We start from the raw sequence: 16,525 nt of genomic DNA, 5'->3' as shown, positions 1-16,525 counted from the left end.
TGCCTGGTGGTCAGTTGTCCGGGAATGACGCCCTCGTCATTTTTCTAAAAGCTCCAGCTCTTCTTTCAGTAGTGCTTTATCTACTGCGAGCTGAGCGGCTGTGGCGCGGAGCTCGTCCGGGTTATCGTGAAGGCTTGCTTCCAGCTGCTGTCGGGTAGCGGCGCGCTGGCGATTCTCATCGGCTTGGGACATCAGGACTGGTCTTCCTCCGCTTTTGTACATGTTCAACCAAACATAAAGGTTTGACGCATAAGTTGATTTCCAGATCATCGGCTACCGCTCGTACTGTTTCACCAGCGATGACTCGTTCATACGCCAAAATCTTTGTTTCACTGCTAACAGGCTGGCGATAGTCCTATCTCTTTCGGGCCTGTCGGCCCGGTCTTAATTCCCCGATCCGGGTATGAAGCGTGTTCCGGGAGGGGTAGCCCAACACCCTGATCGTGTACACAGCCGAATGCGACTTTCTATACGTCGCAAGTGCCTCACGACGATCCTCGGGCGAATACGAGACCTTGGAAATGATGACTCCTAAAAGTGTCTAAGAAATCATCCGGATCCCCATCTCGTTTAGTCCGTCAGTCCTGGATGTGCTCGTGATCCTCGGGGATGTCTTCATCGACGATGAACTCCTCGGTGGGGTCGTTCTCTTCGTCGACAACGGCATCTTTGTTTGTTGTTTCCTCGGCTGACTTTTCAGTTGTTTCTTCTTCGACTGGCTCCTCCTGAGCAGGAGCAACACCTGAGGAATCTGTCAGAACAAAGGACTGCCTTAGCTGCGGGAATTCGGTTCCGTCGACGGATCCCTGGACAACATAGGTGCCGGGGCGCGGTGCAGGTAAGCCACCTGTGCACTCAGCGTTGGATCTGTTGCCACCCCACTGAACATCAATCTGAGTGGAGACTCCGGGGCTAAACACGTATAGCTCAGACTCGTCTCCAGACACGCAGTGGTTCGAGGCCCAAACATTGTCATTACCGGACGTAACCTCAAGGACGAGATGATCCGATCCAGCATCCAGCGAACACGTCTGCTCCGAGGTATTCGTCATCGATACAGCAAACGTGATCGGATATCCCGCGACACTTCCAAAGCGGTTGATATCCATCTCCAGCATGCTGGGGTCGCACGGGATAACGTCAAAGTTATCTTCCTCGGAACCCGCAACTATTTGTTCCTCGCGCTTGTTCAGCTGCGACTGCAGGAATACGGCTGCACCGATCGCCAAAGCTGCGACGAGCACAGCAATGATTGCACCGATGATGAGACGCTTCTTCTTTTCCTTAGCCGCCTGTTCCTCTGCTGACAGCGGCTTCGGCCGCGGCTTCCTCGTTGCGGTTGCGGAGGATTTCCCAATTGGGGATTGTTTCCGGCCGCTCGGTCGCCTACTTGGTGCACCCTTGGCGGGCTGCTGGGTGGCACGACCGGCTGTGCCTCGCGCGCTCGTCCGAGAGGTTCCTTGCCGGGAGGCAGTGGTCGACGTGGAGCGACTTGTCCGCTTCGGTGTGCCGTCGGCTGCCGTGGGGCGCGGGCGTGGCTTACGCTCACTCGGGGTCCTCTTTGGACTACCGTCGCGCGGTAGCGTGCCGGGGATCGGCTTCGTTTCAGAAGGTCTGGGGCGCTTTGCGCCGCGCGCGGGCGTGCCCGACCGGCGAGCCTTACCGGGCTCGCCTCTTCCGGGGGTGTTGCCCTTGCGGGGCTTCCCCTGATCCTCAGAATCCTTCACGCTACTAACTTAGAGCCGTTGAGCATCGAAATGCATGATCAGCGCGCCCCTGTGACACACTAAGAACGATGTTTATCGAGATTGCGGCGTGGTTCGACAAGCATGGGCGCGACCTCCCGTGGCGGGAGGATGGAACGCCGCCGTGGCATATTATGCTTTGCGAGGTTATGAGCCAGCAGACTCCCGTCGCCCGAGTCCTTCCCGCATGGCTGGAGTGGACGGAACGCTGGCCAACTCCCGAGGCGCTCGCACAGGGCCGCACCGATGATGTTCTGCGCGCCTGGAAGTCACTTGGCTATCCAAGACGAGCACTGCGACTGCGCGAATGCGCGCAGGTCATTGTTGAAAGACACGGCGGCGAGGTCCCGCGCAGCGAAGAGGAACTGCTTGCTCTTCCCGGGATTGGTTCTTATACGGCAGCGGCTGTCATGGCCTTTGGTTTCGGCAAGCGATCACTCGTTCTTGACACAAACATCCGGAGAGTTATTGCCCGGCTTCATGGAGAGGCTCTACCCCCACCCTCGCTAACGAAACCCGAGCGTGAACGTGCCGCAGGTATGCTCCCCGAGGATGTGGACGAGTCCGTGGTGTGGAATGCAGGAGTAATGGAGCTGGGCGCCCTGGTGTGCACGGCACGTTCCCCGATCTGCTCGCAGTGCCCGGTTGCTGAAGAGTGCGGATGGCGGGAGCTGGGATATCCGGCAGATCTCCATGCACATCGGAGAAAGACTCAGCAGTGGGAGGGAACGATGCGTCAGGCCCGGGGAAACATTATGAGGGCGCTCCGCGACTCGGCTGAACCCATTCCGGTTGCCAGCATCCTTGAAGCAGATCCGAGCCGGGCAGAGGCAGCTCTCGAGGGGCTTCTCACTGATCGTTTGGTGGAGCGTTCAGGCGAACACGTGTTTCTTCCCGGTAGCCTAGATTCATGAGCCCCATGCCAAATCATCGCATTATCCTCTGGTCCACAGGACTCGTTATCGTCGGACTGCTCCTGTCCGTCATCGGGCTCATCCTGTACGAGTTCACTCCGGCAACGGACCGAACCTGGGCTCCCGTTATCCCCTCAATCTCCACACTCGGTCTGACCCTTGGCGGCGTCCTTGTCATCTCTCGACAAAAGGACCCGGGTCTTCACGGCTTTGCCATCCGCATCTGGAAGATCGCTGCGATCGCGACAGCCATCGCCATTATTGTTGCCGCAGTCGCAGCAGCTGTCATGATCGATCCGATCACGTCTCTCATCATTGGGCTCGTAGCTATCCAGGGTCCGATCGCCGCCTGGTTCGTTTCCGGCCAACTGGAACGTCAACGCTAATCGGTAAAGCCGACAAAGTCCGGTAGCTGTAGGAAAGCAACTTGACCAAGCTGGCTACGTAGCAATTCCCCAGTGGGGAGATCGGTCGGACACGCCTCGATCCAACTCCGATATGCCTCGATCAAACTCCTACCCGCCTCAAAACAACACGTGTTCGCCTCGATGCGGCTAGGTTGAGGTCAACGTTAGGCCCGTCGACTTAGCTTTGAAATCCACCTTCGCTGATGGGATTGTCCAGCTCTTTAAGCATCCGGGTGTTGCCGAGAGTGTTGGGCTTGACGCGCGCAAGCTCCAGGAATTCCGCCATACCGTCATCGTGGGAGCGGAGCATTTCGGCGTATACGTTTTCACCGACGGGAGTTCCCTGGATCTCTGTGAAGCCAAACTTACCGAAGAACGACGTTTCGAAGGTGAGGCAGAAGAGCCTGCGCAGCTCTAGCTCGTACGCTTTTGCTTCCAGTGCAAGGTAGAGATTGCCGCCAACACCCCGCCCTTGATAATCGGTGGAAACGGCGAGAGTACGAATCTCCGCGATGTCTTCCCAGAGGACGTGGAGTGCCCCGCATCCAACAACGCGATCGCCGTCGATCGCTACGTAAAACTCCTGGACGTCTTCGAAGTAGTCAATGAGGTCCTTGGAGATCAGGAGCCTCTGTGCAACCATCGGCTCAATGAGCTCAGCGATGCCACGAACGTGTGCGGGAAAGGCGGGCATGATATTGATCATCACGCCATTCTAGTCCCCGCTATGCCACCCAGGTGCGGGCCGCGTCTGGCATACTCCTGAATCAGTGGCCGTTTCGGTCCTTGCGCTTACGCTGACCCGAAGCAAAATCCATGAGTTTCCAGGCCGCCCCCTCATCAATAATCAAGTCGGTGACGGCACCTGCAAGCAGTGCTCCGTGCAGTGGCAGAACCTTCGAGGCACCTGCAACAACGCAGATTCTGCGCGGGATCTTCTTCAGTTCCCCGGGGGTAGGGCCGGTGGCGCGTTTGTTGATCTCGATGTCCTCGTAGGAACCGTCGGGGCGCAGGAGGACCGTGCAAATATCTCCGACAACACCCTCGGCGCGTAGAACAGAAATGTCCTGCGGTGACAGGTAGCCGCCCACATACACGTGGGAGGCCAGCGGAGAGTTGAAGGAGCCGACACCGAAAACGGCGATATCGGTGGTCTGCTGGAGTTCGCGGACCGACGCGAGGGAGCGTTCCCGCCACATTGCTTCGCGGGTTTCTGCGAAGTCGAAGAAGGCAGGTACCGGGAAGTGCCGGATCGTGGCGCCGAAGGCCTTACCGAAGGAATCGATGATTTGGCCGGCGTAGGGGATGCCGGTCGTGGAGGAGTTCGCGGCGCCGTTCAGCTGAACGACAATCGATCCGGGCGCGGGACGCGGGGAGAGATGATCGGTGACGGCCGAAATGGTCGTACCCCAGGCGACGCCAATCGTGTGGCCGGGTTTCACAAGGTCGGAGATGATGGCACCTGCGACAGTGGCGACGGCGTCAAGCCTGCGCACATCTGTTGACGTTGGAGACACGGGGACCACGTGGGCATTGATTCCGAACATCTCGGACAGCCGGGCGGCGAGCGAATCAGAGTTCTCGGTGGGCGGGTGAAGGCTGATACGAACGAGCCCCTCATCCCGGGCCAGCGATATCAACCTCGACACTGTCGAGCGGGAGACGCCGAGTCTGCGGGCGACCGTCTCCATGGTTTCACCCTGCACATAGTGCAGAACGGCTGCCTCGTAAGCAATTCTCCGACGGTCCTCGGACAACCTGACTCTCCTCGTTGTGCGGTCATGCCGTGACCATATGTATGTCACGCTCTCTCTAGCATACTGTCTAGAATCCACTGCTCCGCGATGAGCATAGGATCTCGCCTTCTTGCCGCAAATTGACGGGATTAACACGTCGTTGCGGCAGGTCAGGTTCAGCATGCACGTACGTTCATACCTTATGCGATCAAGTGCATGCCTGGCACACTTTTTTCAGTATGATGTGATTACACCCACCCGGGTGCTGGCCGCAACGTTGCGTCTCCAGTCCAACTGGCGCGAGCGATCACCACTTACTACCTTTGAACACTGTGCCGGTGCAAACGCTTCGGCACGAAGGCAGACAGCGCGTCGGCCTCACCACCACGAAAGGAACTCGTCAAAGATGACCGAGAAGAAGTACGTATTGGCAATTGACCAGGGAACCACCTCATCCCGCGCGATTATCTTCAACCACTCCGGTGAGATCGTCTCCGTTGGACAGATGGAACACGAGCAGATTTTCCCGAGGCCGGGCTGGGTTGAGCACGACCCGATCGAGATCCGTGACAACGTTCGCGAGGTAATTGGTATGGCCCTGGGTAAGGCCGATATCAACCGCCACGAGATCGCCTCCGTCGGTATCACCAACCAGCGTGAGACGGCAGTTGTCTGGGACAAGAACACGGGCCAGCCGGTCTACAACGCCATCGTTTGGCAGGACACCCGTACCGACAAGATCGCACGCGAGCTTGGCGGGGACGAAGGCGCGGAGAAGTACAAGGAGCGCGTCGGTCTACCGCTCGCCACCTACTTCTCGGGCCCGAAGATCAAGTGGATCCTCGACAACGTTGAGGGAGCACGCGAGAAGGCTGAAGCGGGCGACCTCCTGTTCGGCAACACCGACGCATGGGTTCTCTGGAACCTGACCGGTGGTGTTGACGGCGGCGTCCACACAACCGACGTCACCAACGCTTCGCGCACCATGCTCATGGATGTTCGCAAGCTCGAGTGGGATCCCGAGATCTGCGCCGACATGGGCATTCCCATGTCGATGCTCCCCGAGATTAGGTCCTCCTCCGAGGTTTACGGCCACGGCGCCAAGAACACCCTCATCATCGACACCCCGATCGCGGGTATCCTCGGTGACCAGCAGGCAGCCACCTTCGGCCAGGCTTGCTTCGAGAAGGGCATGGCGAAGAACACCTACGGCACCGGTAACTTCATGCTCATCAACACCGGCCAGGAAGCCGTTACCTCCAAGAACGGCCTGCTCACCACCGTCTGCTACAAGATCGGTGACGCTCCGGCCGTGTACGCACTCGAGGGCTCCATCGCTGTCACGGGCTCGCTCGTCCAGTGGCTGCGCGACAACCTCAACATGATCAACTCCGCACCGGAGATTGAGACCCTTGCTGAGACCGTTGAGGACAACGGCGGCGTTTACGTCGTCCCCGCCTTCTCGGGCCTCTTCGCTCCGTACTGGAAGGACGATGCTCGCGGCGCGATCGTCGGCCTCACCCGCTTCAACAACAAGGGCCACATTGCCCGCGCAGTCCTCGAGGCAACCGCCTTCCAGACTGCCGAGGTTCTCGAGGCAATGAACGCCGACTCCGGCGCCGACCTCACCGAGCTCCGCGTTGACGGCGGCATGATCGCCAACAAAGCTCTCATGCAGTTCCAGGCCGACATCCTCGGCGTGGACGTTGTTGCTCCCAAGGTTGCGGAGACCACCGCTCTCGGTGCCGCCTACGCGGCAGGCATCGCTGTCGACTTCTGGCAGGGCGAGCAGGACGTCATCAACAACTGGCAGGAAGGCTCCCGCTGGACGCCCGAAATGGACGAGAACGAGCGTGCACGTCAGATGCGTCTCTGGAAGAAGGCCGTTACCCGCACCTTCGACTGGGTCGACGAGGATGTCACTAACGCCTGATCACCTGATCAAGCCATTCGATAGTCAATAGTCGACGGTAGGCCCGAACAGCTCAAACTGTTCGGGCCTACCGCTATCTATTTCCGCAAATATTCCCGTTGAGAACATCCGCATTGATACCAACCTCGAGGAGCCGTCTTTTCCGCAAAGCGCTCGGCTTCCCAGGGTTTCGCTGACAGCTCTCAAGCCTTGGGTTTAGCCCGCAGTCGTTGCGATAACCACTGCGGCAAAGTTCTACTAGACCCATTCGGCAGTGTCGGGATCCACTCCATTTGCTCGGGCGTTAGCTTCGACGATGTCTCGCACCCACCGGGCAAGGCCCGGGGCGCGATCATCGTAGTGGGATTGGAAGCGCGGGTCTTCCGTGTACAGGCGTGCCATGAGCACCTGCTTCGAATGGGTTGTTTCGACCCACTCTCCCACCCAGCCGCGGTGTAGCTCGGCCAGTTCGTTGGCTCGTTCGGTGCCCGGTTCAACACCTTCCTCGAAGGCCTCCGCCAGCTTCTCCTCGAGCACGTTAATGTTGCGTTTCGCTACCTTCCAATCATCCGCAGTCATGTCGCTCACGCGCTTGTTGGACTGTTTCCACGCGTCACTCTCACCCCAGCGTTCTTCCGCTTCGTCTTCCCACGCCGGGTTCCAATCCGTCCCAAGAATCTCGGCCCGCTGTGCGGCGGTAAGTTTTCTTCGCATTCCTTTTTCCCTCAACAGTTGATCAACAGCAGAGATCTTCTGCTGAAGGTGGGAGATCCTGGCAACGAGAAGCTTTCTTTGCTGTTCCAGATGTTCGCGCTCACCGAGCGCAGGCTCACCCAGAACCTCAGCGATGATCGATAGTGGCATGCCGGTCTCGCGGTACACGAGGACCGTTTCGATCCGGTGGACATCCGATTCGGAATAGAGCCGATAGTCGGCACTTGACCGTCCACTCGGCACCGCAAGACCAATCTCGTCCCAGTGGTGCAAGGTCCGCACACTCACTCCAACGAGCTCTGCAACCTGCCCCACCGTCATACCCGGTTCATCTCTCACGCTCATAGCATCCAGCCTGACGTTGCGTCAGGGTCAAGGCAAGCGGGATGGCGGTTTTGCCACCCAAAGTCAGGTCACGTGCCCGAACGCCCGCGAGTCGGCCGTCTCTGCCCTGTAGTGAGAAGATGGTTGTGCAGACATGACTTGAAGGAGCCGCAGTGAACTGTAGCCGGGACGCTTACATTTTCGATCTCGATGGAACCCTCACCCCGATCGGAGCTGACGCCGAACAGGATGTTCTCGATGCGTTGGCAGCTCTGTCAGCCACGGGAGCGACGATCATTGTCGCGACGGGCAGAACCCTCAATGCTGGAGTGGCGGTTCTCGAGGGAGCAAACATCCCCGGTTATGCCGTGGCGGCCAACGGCGGCGTGATCGCTCAGCAGCCCGGCACCGAAATCCTGCGTCGCTCGGTCATGGACGATTCTCTGATTTCCGAGCTTGTCACTATCGGCCGCGAAGCAGGTGCGGACATTGCACTGTTCCGCACCCACGACCTGGTCATGGAACAGGACGGGATAGCGGCAGAACACACGAGGAACGGCAACTCGCAGGTACCGATCAGCTTTGAACCCATCGACGATGCTGACTGGAGCGACGTCATCAAGGTCATGTACTGGGGACTGCCAGATTTTCTCGAGAAGCAGGTTCCTCTCATGAGAGCAAAGCAACCGAACATCGTTCAGTCCATGGATACGGTGGCGGAGATGTCGGCACCGGGTTCCGGCAAGGAGGGCGCACTGACCTGGCTGGCGGAGCGCCTCGGCATTGATCTGAACAACTGCCTCGGTATCGGCGATTCCGGTAACGACCTGGACTGGTTGCCTCGCATGGCGCACTCGGTCGCACCCGACAACGCCTCCCCCGAGGTCAAGACGGTTGTCGACGAGGTTATCGGCAGCCAGGAATCGGGCGCAGTCGTTCGCTACATCGAGGAGCTCGCAAAGAGCCGCTAGGTAAGCTCAAACCACACTACTGATCGGGGCAAGCCCGGCATAACACCAAACCTGCCCCGATCAGTAATCAGCTCTGACTTAGCCGCTTCATGGGTGGTTGTTACTCCATTGCGCAGCCGCCGTTGTCCTAGCTGTTCTTGCGTTCATGGATGGAGCGCTGGATGCCCTTGAGGCGTGCCATGACATCATTGGTTCCGCGACCGAAGTAGTCGTGGAGTGTCAGGTACTCCTCGTACAGAAGGTCGTACTTCTTGGCCGCGTCCTCGTTCGGCACGTAGGCGTGTTCGATCTTGGAGCCCATAGCATTAGCTGCCTCGTACACGTTCGGGTAGGCACCCGCCGCAACTGCACCGTAGATCGCTGCGCCGAGGGAGCCTGCGAGGTTCGATCCGGAGATTGAGAGCGGGATACGGGTGATGTCGGCGTAGATCTGCATGAGGAACTTGTTCTTCAGCAGGCCGCCGGCGGCCACGATCTCGTTGATCTCCACTCCGTGCTGGAGGAAGTTCTCGATAATGACCCGCAAGCCAAAGCCGGTTGCTTCCAGGTAGGCGCGGTAGATCTCTTCGGGCCGGGTGTTGAGCGTCATGCCGACCAGCGTGCCCGACAGGGCACCGTTGTTGAGGATCGAACGGTTTCCGTTGTGCCAGTCGAGAGCGATGAGACCATGCTCGCCGATCTCCTGCTCGGCACCCTTCTCTGTGAGGAGTTCGTGGACGGAGATTCCGCGGCGGTTGGCCTCGTTCTGGTATTCGCCGGGAACGATGTTGTCGACGATCCAGGCAAAGATGTCACCCACACCGGTCTGTCCGCCCTCGTAGCCCCACAGCCCTGCGGAGATACCACCGTTGGCGATACCAAAGACACCGGGGATGTCGCGGGCAGTTTTACCGTTGACGATGTAAACATTCGAGGTCCCCATGATCGCCGTCATCTGACCAACTTCAATGGCCTTCGCGGCGGGCGCGGTCACGTGAGCATCAATCTGTCCGACGGCGACGGCAATGCCGGGGCGAAGCCCCAGATCATTCGCCATTTCCTCAGTCAGGTCACCGGCTCGATCACCAAGTTGGAGGACCGGGGCCTCAAACTTGTCGGCGATGAAGGCGCGGAACTGCGGGTTGAGCTCGGCGAAATACTCCTCGGAGGGGTACTGGTCGTTCTGACGCAGCGACTTGTAGGCCGCCGGGGCCGCGGAGTGGATGAGGCGGCCACACAGCTGCCACACGATCCAGTCGACAGCCTCAACGTAGTAGTCCATCGCCGCGTAGGCATCGGGTGCCTTCTCCAGGGTCTCAAGTGCCTTCGGAAGCACAATCTCGGAGGAAATGCGTCCGCCGTAGCGGCCGAGCCACATCTCGCCACGTGCCTCGGCGATCGCGATCGCGCGCTCAGCCTGCTCGGTGCCGCCGTGGTGCTTCCACATCTTCACGTAGGCATGCGGGTTGTTCTTGAATTCCTCCGACTCGCACAGCGGAACGCCGTTCTCGTCGGTGGGGAGAACCGAGGCCGACGTGAAGTCGGTTCCGATACCGATGATGTCGTCAGCATTCACCGCAGCATCGCGGATCGCTTCGGGAACAACCGCTTTAAGGACCTCGACGTAGTCGGCCGGAACTTGGAGTGCGTAGTCGGGAGGTAGTGTCTGACCATCACCTGCGGTGAGGGTACGGTCCATGACACCGTGCGGGTACTCCATGACGGACGAGCCAAGCTCGCGTCCGTCCGAAACTCACACGACCGTGGCGCGGCCGGACAGCGTGCCAAAATCGACACCAATAACGTATTTTTCGCTCATAAGATCACCTTTGATCGTTGGATAGTAATGCCGCGCGTTTACGCGGCAACGGATCGGTATTCCGCAAGAATCTACGGTTGTTCGGTTGGGATGTCGCACGTGGTCTGCGACAGTTCTTGGATGTTATGCCGAGGGAATTTCGGGGTCTAAAAGGGGTAGAAATTGCCGCGGCGCACCGCGGCAATGACTGGGTGTACTTGCTGAGGTATGCCGCGCCAAAGTTTGTTGACGCGGAATACCTCAGAACGGTTTAGAGGGTGTCAAGAACCTTCTGGGTACCCGACAGGCCAAGGCGGCTTGCGCCGGCTTCGATCAGTTCGGTCGCAAACTTGCCGTCACGAATACCGCCGGAGGCCTTGACGCCAATGTTCGGACCAACGGTCTCGCGCATGAGCTTGATGGCAGAGACGGATGCTCCGCCAGCCTTGTGGTAGCCGGTCGACGTCTTCACGTAGTCGGCCTTCGCATCAACGGAAGCCTGGCAGGCGGCAACAATCTCGTCGTCGGTCAGGGCGGCCGACTCGATGATGACCTTGAGGAGAACATTCGGGGCTGCCTCGCGGACTGCGGCGATCTCGTTCTTGATGTAGTCGAAGTCGCCCTCCTTGGCCTTGCCGACGTTGATGACCATGTCGATCTCGTCAACCCCAGCATCAGCCAGTTCCTTCGCTTCGGCGGCCTTAACGGTCGCGGAGTGGGCGCCCGAGGGGAAACCGCAGACCGCGGCAACCTTCACGCTTGTCTCCCGCGGGAGCGGGATCTGGGTGGGTGAGACGCAGACCGAGAAGGTGCCCAGCGCCTCGGCATCGTCAAGGAGCTTAAGAACGTCTTCCTTCGTGGCCTCCGGGGCCAGCAGCGTGTGGTCAACAATGGATACAACATCCTGAGGATTCATATTTTCTCCGGTTCTGGCGGCACGGTAGCCGCGGATCTTGTGGTGGTGTGGGCCGAAGCCATTACGTTAAAACTACAGTGGGTTAGCGTCGAGCACCTTCTCAGCGGTCCTCGACACCGAGGACATTCTCAGCAATCTTGGATTCGGTGACGAGAACCGAGCAGATCCCGGCATAGAGAACAGCGCGGGTAATTCCGCTCTTCTCCTCCCCCACCGCAACTGCGATCGACTTCGGGATCTTAGCGAGGGAATCGATATCCAAGCCAATCGTCCGCTGGTCGAGCTCGAAGTCAACAACCCGACCAAAGCGGTCAATGTAGTGCCCGAGAATATCCCCGATAGCACCGGCCTCTTGAAGACCCACGACCTCGTCGGCGGTGATGCAGTTGGTCTTCCGCAGCACCGAATGCGGTGAGAGGACACCAATCGAGAAGAGGCCAACTTCGGCCCTGGCGGCAAGCTCGAGTGCTTTCCCCACCTGAGGATCAGCCATGAGCCGCCGAGCAAGCTCCCGGTCCTGGACGATCGCGGATGCTGGAAGCAGCGCGGTCCGCGGATCGCGGGACTTTCTCGCAATCATCCGGATGATGCTTCCAGCATCCACCGTGTCCGTGAGGGAGTTGGCCCCACCATTCAGCTGCACAATCGTGGGTTCCCTGAGAATACCTTCGGGGAGCCGTTCCGCAATGGCGGCCACGGTGTGCCCCCAGGAAACCCCAACGATCCCCGGCTGCGGCCGGAGCTCGACCAGATAGTCAGCGGCGGCCTGCGCCGCCAACGCCATCGTCCCCGCGTTCGTCGGTTGAGATTCGACGACAACGGCTTCGCCGCAGTCGAAGCGCTCCATGAGCTTCCGCTCGAGGTCGCGCCTCCTCGACTGAGGGTGATGGATCTTAATTTCGACAAGGCCCGAGGACCGGGCCTCCTCAAGGAGCCTTCCCACCTTCCAGCGGGACAGGCGAAGCTTGTCCGCAACCTCGGACTGGAGCAGTCCGTCGTTGTAGTACAGCTCCGCCGCTCTCACCATGGCGTGCTCGTGCTCGGTACTTCCGCTTTTCATAGTTGCCTGCCGGGCTAGTTGGTCGGCAGGTCCGTTCCGTTCGGAAGGAAAAGAACCTTCGAGGAATGGATCGTGCGCTCAGACATGTTGCGAATCGTCTCCGCTACCTTCTCGAGCGGCTCCTCGTGGGTGATCATGAACTCCCACAGCAGGTTGCCGTTGGCCATGTGCTCGAGGGTGGTCGTCCACTCGGCACCCGGGAAGGGCGCACCGAAGGAGTTCCACGAACCGCAAATGTTGATCTCCAGGCGCATGAGGCGAGCCCAGTTCCCTGCCGAGATCTCCACCGGGGCGTTCGGAATGCCGATAAGGGTAACTTCGCCGTGGCGAGCAGCAATGCCAACCGACTGGTCAGCAACCGCCGGAACACCCGTCGTTTCAACAACAACATCGAAACCGGATCCAACAATCTTCTCGAGTTCTTCGGTCGAGGAAACCGCCGTGGTTGCCCCTGCCTCGAGTGCCAGCTTGGCCTTCTCCTCAGACACATCGACGGCAACGATGTCGGTGGCACCCATGATCCGCGCCCACTGAACGGCAAACAGGCCGATCGGGCCGCCGCCACCCATGACGGCAACGCGGGAACCGGCGGTCAGCTTCGTCCGCCAAATCGCGTGCAAAGCAATAGCGGCCGGGTCGACCATCGCGGCGGCGCGAGCATCAAGACCGGCGGGAACCTTGAGAAGAAGGTTGGCGGGGCCGGCAACATACTCGGCGTAGGCGCCGTTACGACGGGAACCGTAGTAGTCGTAGTTCTCGCACAGCGAGAACTCGCCCTGAACACAGGGAGCGCACTCGAAGCAGGGAAGCATTGGGGGGACAGTGACAAGGTCGCCGACCTCAAAGCCCTCAACGCCCTCACCGAGCTCCTCAATGTAGCCGGAGAACTCGTGGCCCGTGACGAGCGGAAGCTTGTGGGGGCCCTTCTTGTACATGCGGTCGAGGTCGGAACCGCACACGCCGCAGGCCGCAATCTTCATGACGACCTCACCCGGACCAGCAACCGGCTTATCGATTTCTTCGAGACGAATATCGCCGACCGCATGCATGACAACGGCCTTCATTTTCTCTGACATTTTTCCTCCTCCGGGCTGGCCCATTCCAGCCCACGACCTCCCCCAGAGTAGGCCCGAACGCACCACAAAATCAACGTAAATTGGTAACTCCGACATATGAGCGACCAAGTTCAACTTTTGTTGATTTTCCGCGCTTTGTCGAGCATTGGCTTGTCCTATAAGGTCTTGGTATGGCCGAACTCTTAGACGACTCCTTGCCCCCGAACATCGACGACATCGACGTCGCAGTCTTCGATGTTGACGGCACCCTGTCCCGCGATGATGCAAGCGTTTCTGACCGAACAATCGACGCACTTCGGGACCTTACCGACACCGGTGTTCATGTCGTCCTAGCCTCGGGACGCATGGCTCCCGCGCTACGCAAGCTCTTCACCCGCATGGAACGCTCCGGCTACGTGATCGCCTGCAATGGCGCGATCACTGTCCATACCGACCACGACGAGATCATTGGTCTCGGCCCGCTGAACGACAACTATTACCGGGAAGTTCTAGAGTTTGGTCGCGAGAACGATCTCGAGACCGTGATTTTTGGAACCGATTTCTTCTACACGGAAGTCGATGGCTCCGGTCGCCAACTCCTCAAGGCACCCAATGAGGGTCTTGCCCCCGAACTTGTCGACCTTGACGAGCTCGATCGCAACAACAGACTCAAGGTGATGTACTACATCGACCCTGAGCGGACGGACGAGATGGTGGAACGTCTCCGCGAGCGCTTCCCCGAAACCGTGAAGACTCTCCCGGAGTTCTACGAACTCACGGAGGAAAACGTCAGCAAGTGGAGTGGTCTCACTCCGGTTCTTAATGACCTTGGGGCCACTCCCGAGAGGACGCTCGGAATTGGGGACTCGGAGAATGACCTCTCCTGGCTACCAAACGTCGGGATCGCGGTCGCCATGGGCAATGCCTACCCTCACGTCAAGGAATCGTGCCACTACGAGATCGGATTAAACGAGGACGATGCGGTCGCAGATTTCCTCACCCGGTGGGCGGATCACCGGCGCAGTAGCGCCGCATAGCGGAGGATCCTCCCCGCCGGGAGAAAACTGTTCATGAATATAGTGGGGCCGGTCTTGATCGACCGGCCCCCTATTTGCGTCCACTTCGACCGCACACCAGCGGATTCAGGATTCGAAATGGAACTCGAGCTTCATGCGATCTGAGCGCATCAGAAGGTTGGTGTATTCGTATCGTCGCCCGCGTTCATCACGCAATTGGTCAACCAGTTTCAGAAGTGGAGCCCCCGGTTCGGCGCCAAGTAGCCCGGCTTCTTTTTCCGACGCGAGGATCACCTCGAGACTCTCGTCGGTGTTCTTGACGTTCAGTGCAAATTCGGTGCTGAGGACTTCACAAAGCTGCCGTTCAACAACATCAAACCGATCGAGGCTCGGCGCCAGGTCGGCACTCACCCAGGAACGGTGGATCGTCACTGGCTTTCCTTCGAGGAAGCGCCTGCGAGAGATCTGATAGACGGGCGATTTCTTCGGAATGCCGAAGAAATCCGCAAATGTATCGGGTGCCGCCACAAGATCAAAGGAAAGCAATTCGGTCTGGGTTGTGTAACCGCGATCCTCAAGTTGCTGCCTAATTCCCTGGTACGCAGGTGACTTTGTTGCAATCTTCGGTTCAGAAACGAACGTCCCCGTGCCGGGGATCCGGTGAAAGAGCCCTTCGTCGGCAAGTACGTTGAGTACTCCCCGCACAGTCATGCGGGACACGCCGAAACTGTCCTGAAGGACGGATTCCGATGGAATCCTCTGCCCCGATTTCCGAGCAGTACCTCCTCTACGGCATCGCGCACCGCAAGCTCGAAGAGCGTGGCATCAAGGTGTGGCGTAGCTACGTCGGCGAATACTGTACTTCGCTGGAGATGGCGGGCGTCTCCCTCACCCTCTGCAAGGTTGATGCCGAGCTTAAAGAGCTCTTCCTTGCACCGGCGGAGATCGCAATCCGTACCTTCTAACAAGTAGGTGCGGGGGCTGGCAGAACATGTTCTGCCAGCCCCCTCACCTCTCTCCCTACATCAAGCTAAAGCGCCCCATGTCGCACAATTTCTCTCGTCCACGACTAAATTTACGCGGTTACCTCAGCGTCGGAAGGCACCCGGCAATCGCGGAGGAAGCAACGTCGCACAGACAGATCCTTTTCCCTGCGCGTTGATCCCCTTCCCGAATTCCTAGGAAACAGGCGTGCCAATCTTAACGTTCGCACTTCGGTTGCGCAGGGTTTCGACAATCTCATTGCACGTGCCAGCGTCAACAACCACCGAGTCAAAGTCTGCCGTGTCAGCCACTCGGTAGAGTGCCTTACGCTCAAACTTCGAGTGCGTCACCGCGAGATGGGAATGGCTGGCTGCCTGGAGCATGAGCGCCTTGTAGTCGGCCACCGCAGCATATGGGTGGTACACGACCCCGTCGCTGATTGCGGCAGCCGAAATGATAGCATGGTCGGCCCGGATCTCCCGGAGCATCTTCACTCCGGCAGGGCCATAGTTCGCGTCTAGGTGGCGATCATAGAATCCGCCGAGCGTAATGAGCTCCCAGTCTGGCACCGAGCCAGCAAGCTGAATAATCGACCAGTTGTTCGTGATGATCGTGAGCCCACCAACGGACGTATATTCCTTGAGAATCGAGAATACGGTTGATGAGTCGTCGCAGATGATCGAGGATCCCCGGGTAAAGAGCGGGGCGAACACGGAAACCAGTGAGTTCTTGGCGTCTTCCTCCTGCGTGAGCCGATACTTCATCGACGTTTCGCTGAGCGATGTCGCAACGGCCGTGACCTCACCGCGGGAACGCACGATAACTCGATCGTTCTCAAGTTCTGACAGGTCCCGATAGATCGTCATCGGGGACGCGTCGACGAGCTTAAGCAGGTCCTCGACGCGCACCGTCCCAAGGTTTAGGACATGCTCGGCGAGCATTTGCTGCCGATCGTTCTTGCTGAGCTGAGCCACAGTGTTCACTTCCTCCCTAC

At 59.0% G+C, this 16,525-nt stretch carries 16 protein-coding genes and 1 pseudogene; 6 read left to right on the top strand and 11 right to left on the bottom strand.

Annotation, left to right across the window (positions count from 1 at the left end):
* Positions 1–36: 36 nt before the first annotated feature.
* Positions 37–270: a hypothetical protein gene (locus ACTHUY_RS00310; protein WP_441677194.1), complete on the bottom strand. Its 234-nt coding sequence runs from the start codon at positions 268–270 to the stop codon at positions 37–39.
* Positions 271–578: 308 nt separating this feature from the next.
* On the bottom strand, positions 579–1,727 hold the full coding sequence (locus tag ACTHUY_RS00305) for a hypothetical protein (protein ID WP_441677192.1): 1,149 nt from the start codon (positions 1,725–1,727) through the stop codon (positions 579–581).
* Positions 1,728–1,795: 68 nt separating this feature from the next.
* Between ACTHUY_RS00305 and ACTHUY_RS00300 the strand changes: the two genes are divergently transcribed.
* Positions 1,796–2,659 (top strand): A/G-specific adenine glycosylase, encoded by an 864-nt coding sequence (locus tag ACTHUY_RS00300; RefSeq protein ID WP_441677190.1) that lies wholly within the window; start codon positions 1,796–1,798, stop codon positions 2,657–2,659.
* Positions 2,656–3,045, top strand: coding sequence for a hypothetical protein (locus ACTHUY_RS00295; protein ID WP_126703988.1), 390 nt, complete (start codon positions 2,656–2,658; stop codon positions 3,043–3,045). Before ACTHUY_RS00300 ends, ACTHUY_RS00295 begins: the two co-directional genes overlap by 4 nt.
* 199 nt (positions 3,046–3,244) lie before the next feature.
* On the opposite strand, the gene ACTHUY_RS00290 is transcribed toward ACTHUY_RS00295, so the two are convergent.
* Complete coding sequence (locus ACTHUY_RS00290) at positions 3,245–3,772, bottom strand: amino-acid N-acetyltransferase (RefSeq protein ID WP_441677188.1); 528 nt, start codon at positions 3,770–3,772, stop codon at positions 3,245–3,247.
* A 61-nt stretch (positions 3,773–3,833) separates the two neighbouring features.
* Positions 3,834–4,823, bottom strand: coding sequence for a sugar-binding transcriptional regulator (locus ACTHUY_RS00285; protein WP_441655226.1), 990 nt, complete (start codon positions 4,821–4,823; stop codon positions 3,834–3,836).
* 385 nt (positions 4,824–5,208) lie between these two features.
* Here ACTHUY_RS00285 and glpK point away from each other — a divergent pair, with 385 nt between their 5' ends.
* Positions 5,209–6,735: a glycerol kinase GlpK gene (gene glpK / locus ACTHUY_RS00280; protein WP_441655227.1), complete on the top strand. Its 1,527-nt coding sequence runs from the start codon at positions 5,209–5,211 to the stop codon at positions 6,733–6,735.
* 237 nt (positions 6,736–6,972) lie between these two features.
* Here the strand turns inward: glpK and ACTHUY_RS00275 are convergent, their stop codons facing one another.
* The gene (locus ACTHUY_RS00275) at positions 6,973–7,767 is read right to left on the bottom strand and encodes a MerR family transcriptional regulator (protein ID WP_441655228.1); all 795 of its coding nucleotides are present in this window, start codon (positions 7,765–7,767) and stop codon (positions 6,973–6,975) included.
* A 158-nt stretch (positions 7,768–7,925) separates the two neighbouring features.
* On the opposite strand from ACTHUY_RS00275, the gene ACTHUY_RS00270 reads away from it, so the two are divergent.
* A complete protein-coding gene (locus ACTHUY_RS00270) occupies positions 7,926–8,723 on the top strand; it encodes an HAD-IIB family hydrolase (RefSeq protein ID WP_441674800.1) in 798 nt (265 codons plus the stop codon).
* Between the two features lie 127 nt (positions 8,724–8,850).
* Here ACTHUY_RS00270 and ACTHUY_RS00265 read toward each other — a convergent pair.
* The 4 genes and pseudogenes from ACTHUY_RS00265 to ACTHUY_RS00250 all read right to left on the bottom strand — a co-directional run.
* A pseudogene (locus ACTHUY_RS00265) lies at positions 8,851–10,443 on the bottom strand (ribulokinase); the annotation flags it as partial.
* Between the two features lie 328 nt (positions 10,444–10,771).
* Complete coding sequence (gene deoC / locus ACTHUY_RS00260; protein WP_126703994.1) at positions 10,772–11,416, bottom strand: deoxyribose-phosphate aldolase; 645 nt, start codon at positions 11,414–11,416, stop codon at positions 10,772–10,774.
* A gap of 100 nt (positions 11,417–11,516) precedes the next feature.
* A complete protein-coding gene (locus tag ACTHUY_RS00255) occupies positions 11,517–12,476 on the bottom strand; it encodes a sugar-binding transcriptional regulator (protein ID WP_441655230.1) in 960 nt (319 codons plus the stop codon).
* A gap of 14 nt (positions 12,477–12,490) precedes the next feature.
* Positions 12,491–13,552, bottom strand: a complete 1,062-nt coding sequence (locus ACTHUY_RS00250; RefSeq protein ID WP_126703996.1) for a galactitol-1-phosphate 5-dehydrogenase — start codon at positions 13,550–13,552, stop codon at positions 12,491–12,493.
* 170 nt (positions 13,553–13,722) lie between these two features.
* Here ACTHUY_RS00250 and ACTHUY_RS00245 point away from each other — a divergent pair, with 170 nt between their 5' ends.
* Positions 13,723–14,568, top strand: a complete 846-nt coding sequence (locus ACTHUY_RS00245) for an HAD family hydrolase (RefSeq protein ID WP_126703997.1) — start codon at positions 13,723–13,725, stop codon at positions 14,566–14,568.
* A 105-nt stretch (positions 14,569–14,673) separates the two neighbouring features.
* Here the strand turns inward: ACTHUY_RS00245 and ACTHUY_RS00240 are convergent, their stop codons facing one another.
* A complete protein-coding gene (locus tag ACTHUY_RS00240) occupies positions 14,674–15,258 on the bottom strand; it encodes a GntR family transcriptional regulator (protein WP_441677338.1) in 585 nt (194 codons plus the stop codon).
* Between the two features lie 38 nt (positions 15,259–15,296).
* On the opposite strand from ACTHUY_RS00240, the gene ACTHUY_RS00235 reads away from it, so the two are divergent.
* A complete protein-coding gene (locus ACTHUY_RS00235; RefSeq protein WP_441677185.1) occupies positions 15,297–15,512 on the top strand; it encodes a dihydroxyacetone kinase subunit DhaK in 216 nt (71 codons plus the stop codon).
* A gap of 213 nt (positions 15,513–15,725) precedes the next feature.
* On the opposite strand, the gene ACTHUY_RS00230 is transcribed toward ACTHUY_RS00235, so the two are convergent.
* Positions 15,726–16,505 (bottom strand): DeoR/GlpR family DNA-binding transcription regulator, encoded by a 780-nt coding sequence (locus ACTHUY_RS00230; RefSeq protein ID WP_441677183.1) that lies wholly within the window; start codon positions 16,503–16,505, stop codon positions 15,726–15,728.
* Positions 16,506–16,525: the final 20 nt, after the last annotated feature.

The organism is Flaviflexus sp. (assembly GCF_052087705.1).
Classification (GTDB): Bacteria; Actinomycetota; Actinomycetes; order Actinomycetales; family Actinomycetaceae; genus Flaviflexus; species Flaviflexus ciconiae.
Note: the sequence above shows the minus strand (reverse complement) of the source record. Positions and strands in the feature narration are given on the sequence as shown.

What these genes read in the sequence shown, in the direction of transcription:
- ACTHUY_RS00245 (WP_126703997.1), top strand. Translation starts at nt 13,723, where the DNA reads ATGGCCGAACTCTTAGACGACTCCTTGCCCCCGAACATCGACGACATC.
- ACTHUY_RS00235 (WP_441677185.1), top strand. Translation starts at nt 15,297, where the DNA reads ATGGAATCCTCTGCCCCGATTTCCGAGCAGTACCTCCTCTACGGCATC.
- ACTHUY_RS00290 (WP_441677188.1), bottom strand. Translation starts at nt 3,772, where the DNA reads ATGATCAATATCATGCCCGCCTTTCCCGCACACGTTCGTGGCATCGCT.
- ACTHUY_RS00255 (WP_441655230.1), bottom strand. Translation starts at nt 12,476, where the DNA reads ATGAAAAGCGGAAGTACCGAGCACGAGCACGCCATGGTGAGAGCGGCG.
- ACTHUY_RS00240 (WP_441677338.1), bottom strand. Translation starts at nt 15,258, where the DNA reads ATGACTGTGCGGGGAGTACTCAACGTACTTGCCGACGAAGGGCTCTTT.
- deoC (WP_126703994.1), bottom strand. Translation starts at nt 11,416, where the DNA reads ATGAATCCTCAGGATGTTGTATCCATTGTTGACCACACGCTGCTGGCC.
- glpK (WP_441655227.1), top strand. Translation starts at nt 5,209, where the DNA reads ATGACCGAGAAGAAGTACGTATTGGCAATTGACCAGGGAACCACCTCA.
- ACTHUY_RS00295 (WP_126703988.1), top strand. Translation starts at nt 2,656, where the DNA reads ATGAGCCCCATGCCAAATCATCGCATTATCCTCTGGTCCACAGGACTC.
- ACTHUY_RS00310 (WP_441677194.1), bottom strand. Translation starts at nt 270, where the DNA reads ATGATCTGGAAATCAACTTATGCGTCAAACCTTTATGTTTGGTTGAAC.
- ACTHUY_RS00300 (WP_441677190.1), top strand. Translation starts at nt 1,796, where the DNA reads ATGTTTATCGAGATTGCGGCGTGGTTCGACAAGCATGGGCGCGACCTC.
- ACTHUY_RS00250 (WP_126703996.1), bottom strand. Translation starts at nt 13,552, where the DNA reads ATGTCAGAGAAAATGAAGGCCGTTGTCATGCATGCGGTCGGCGATATT.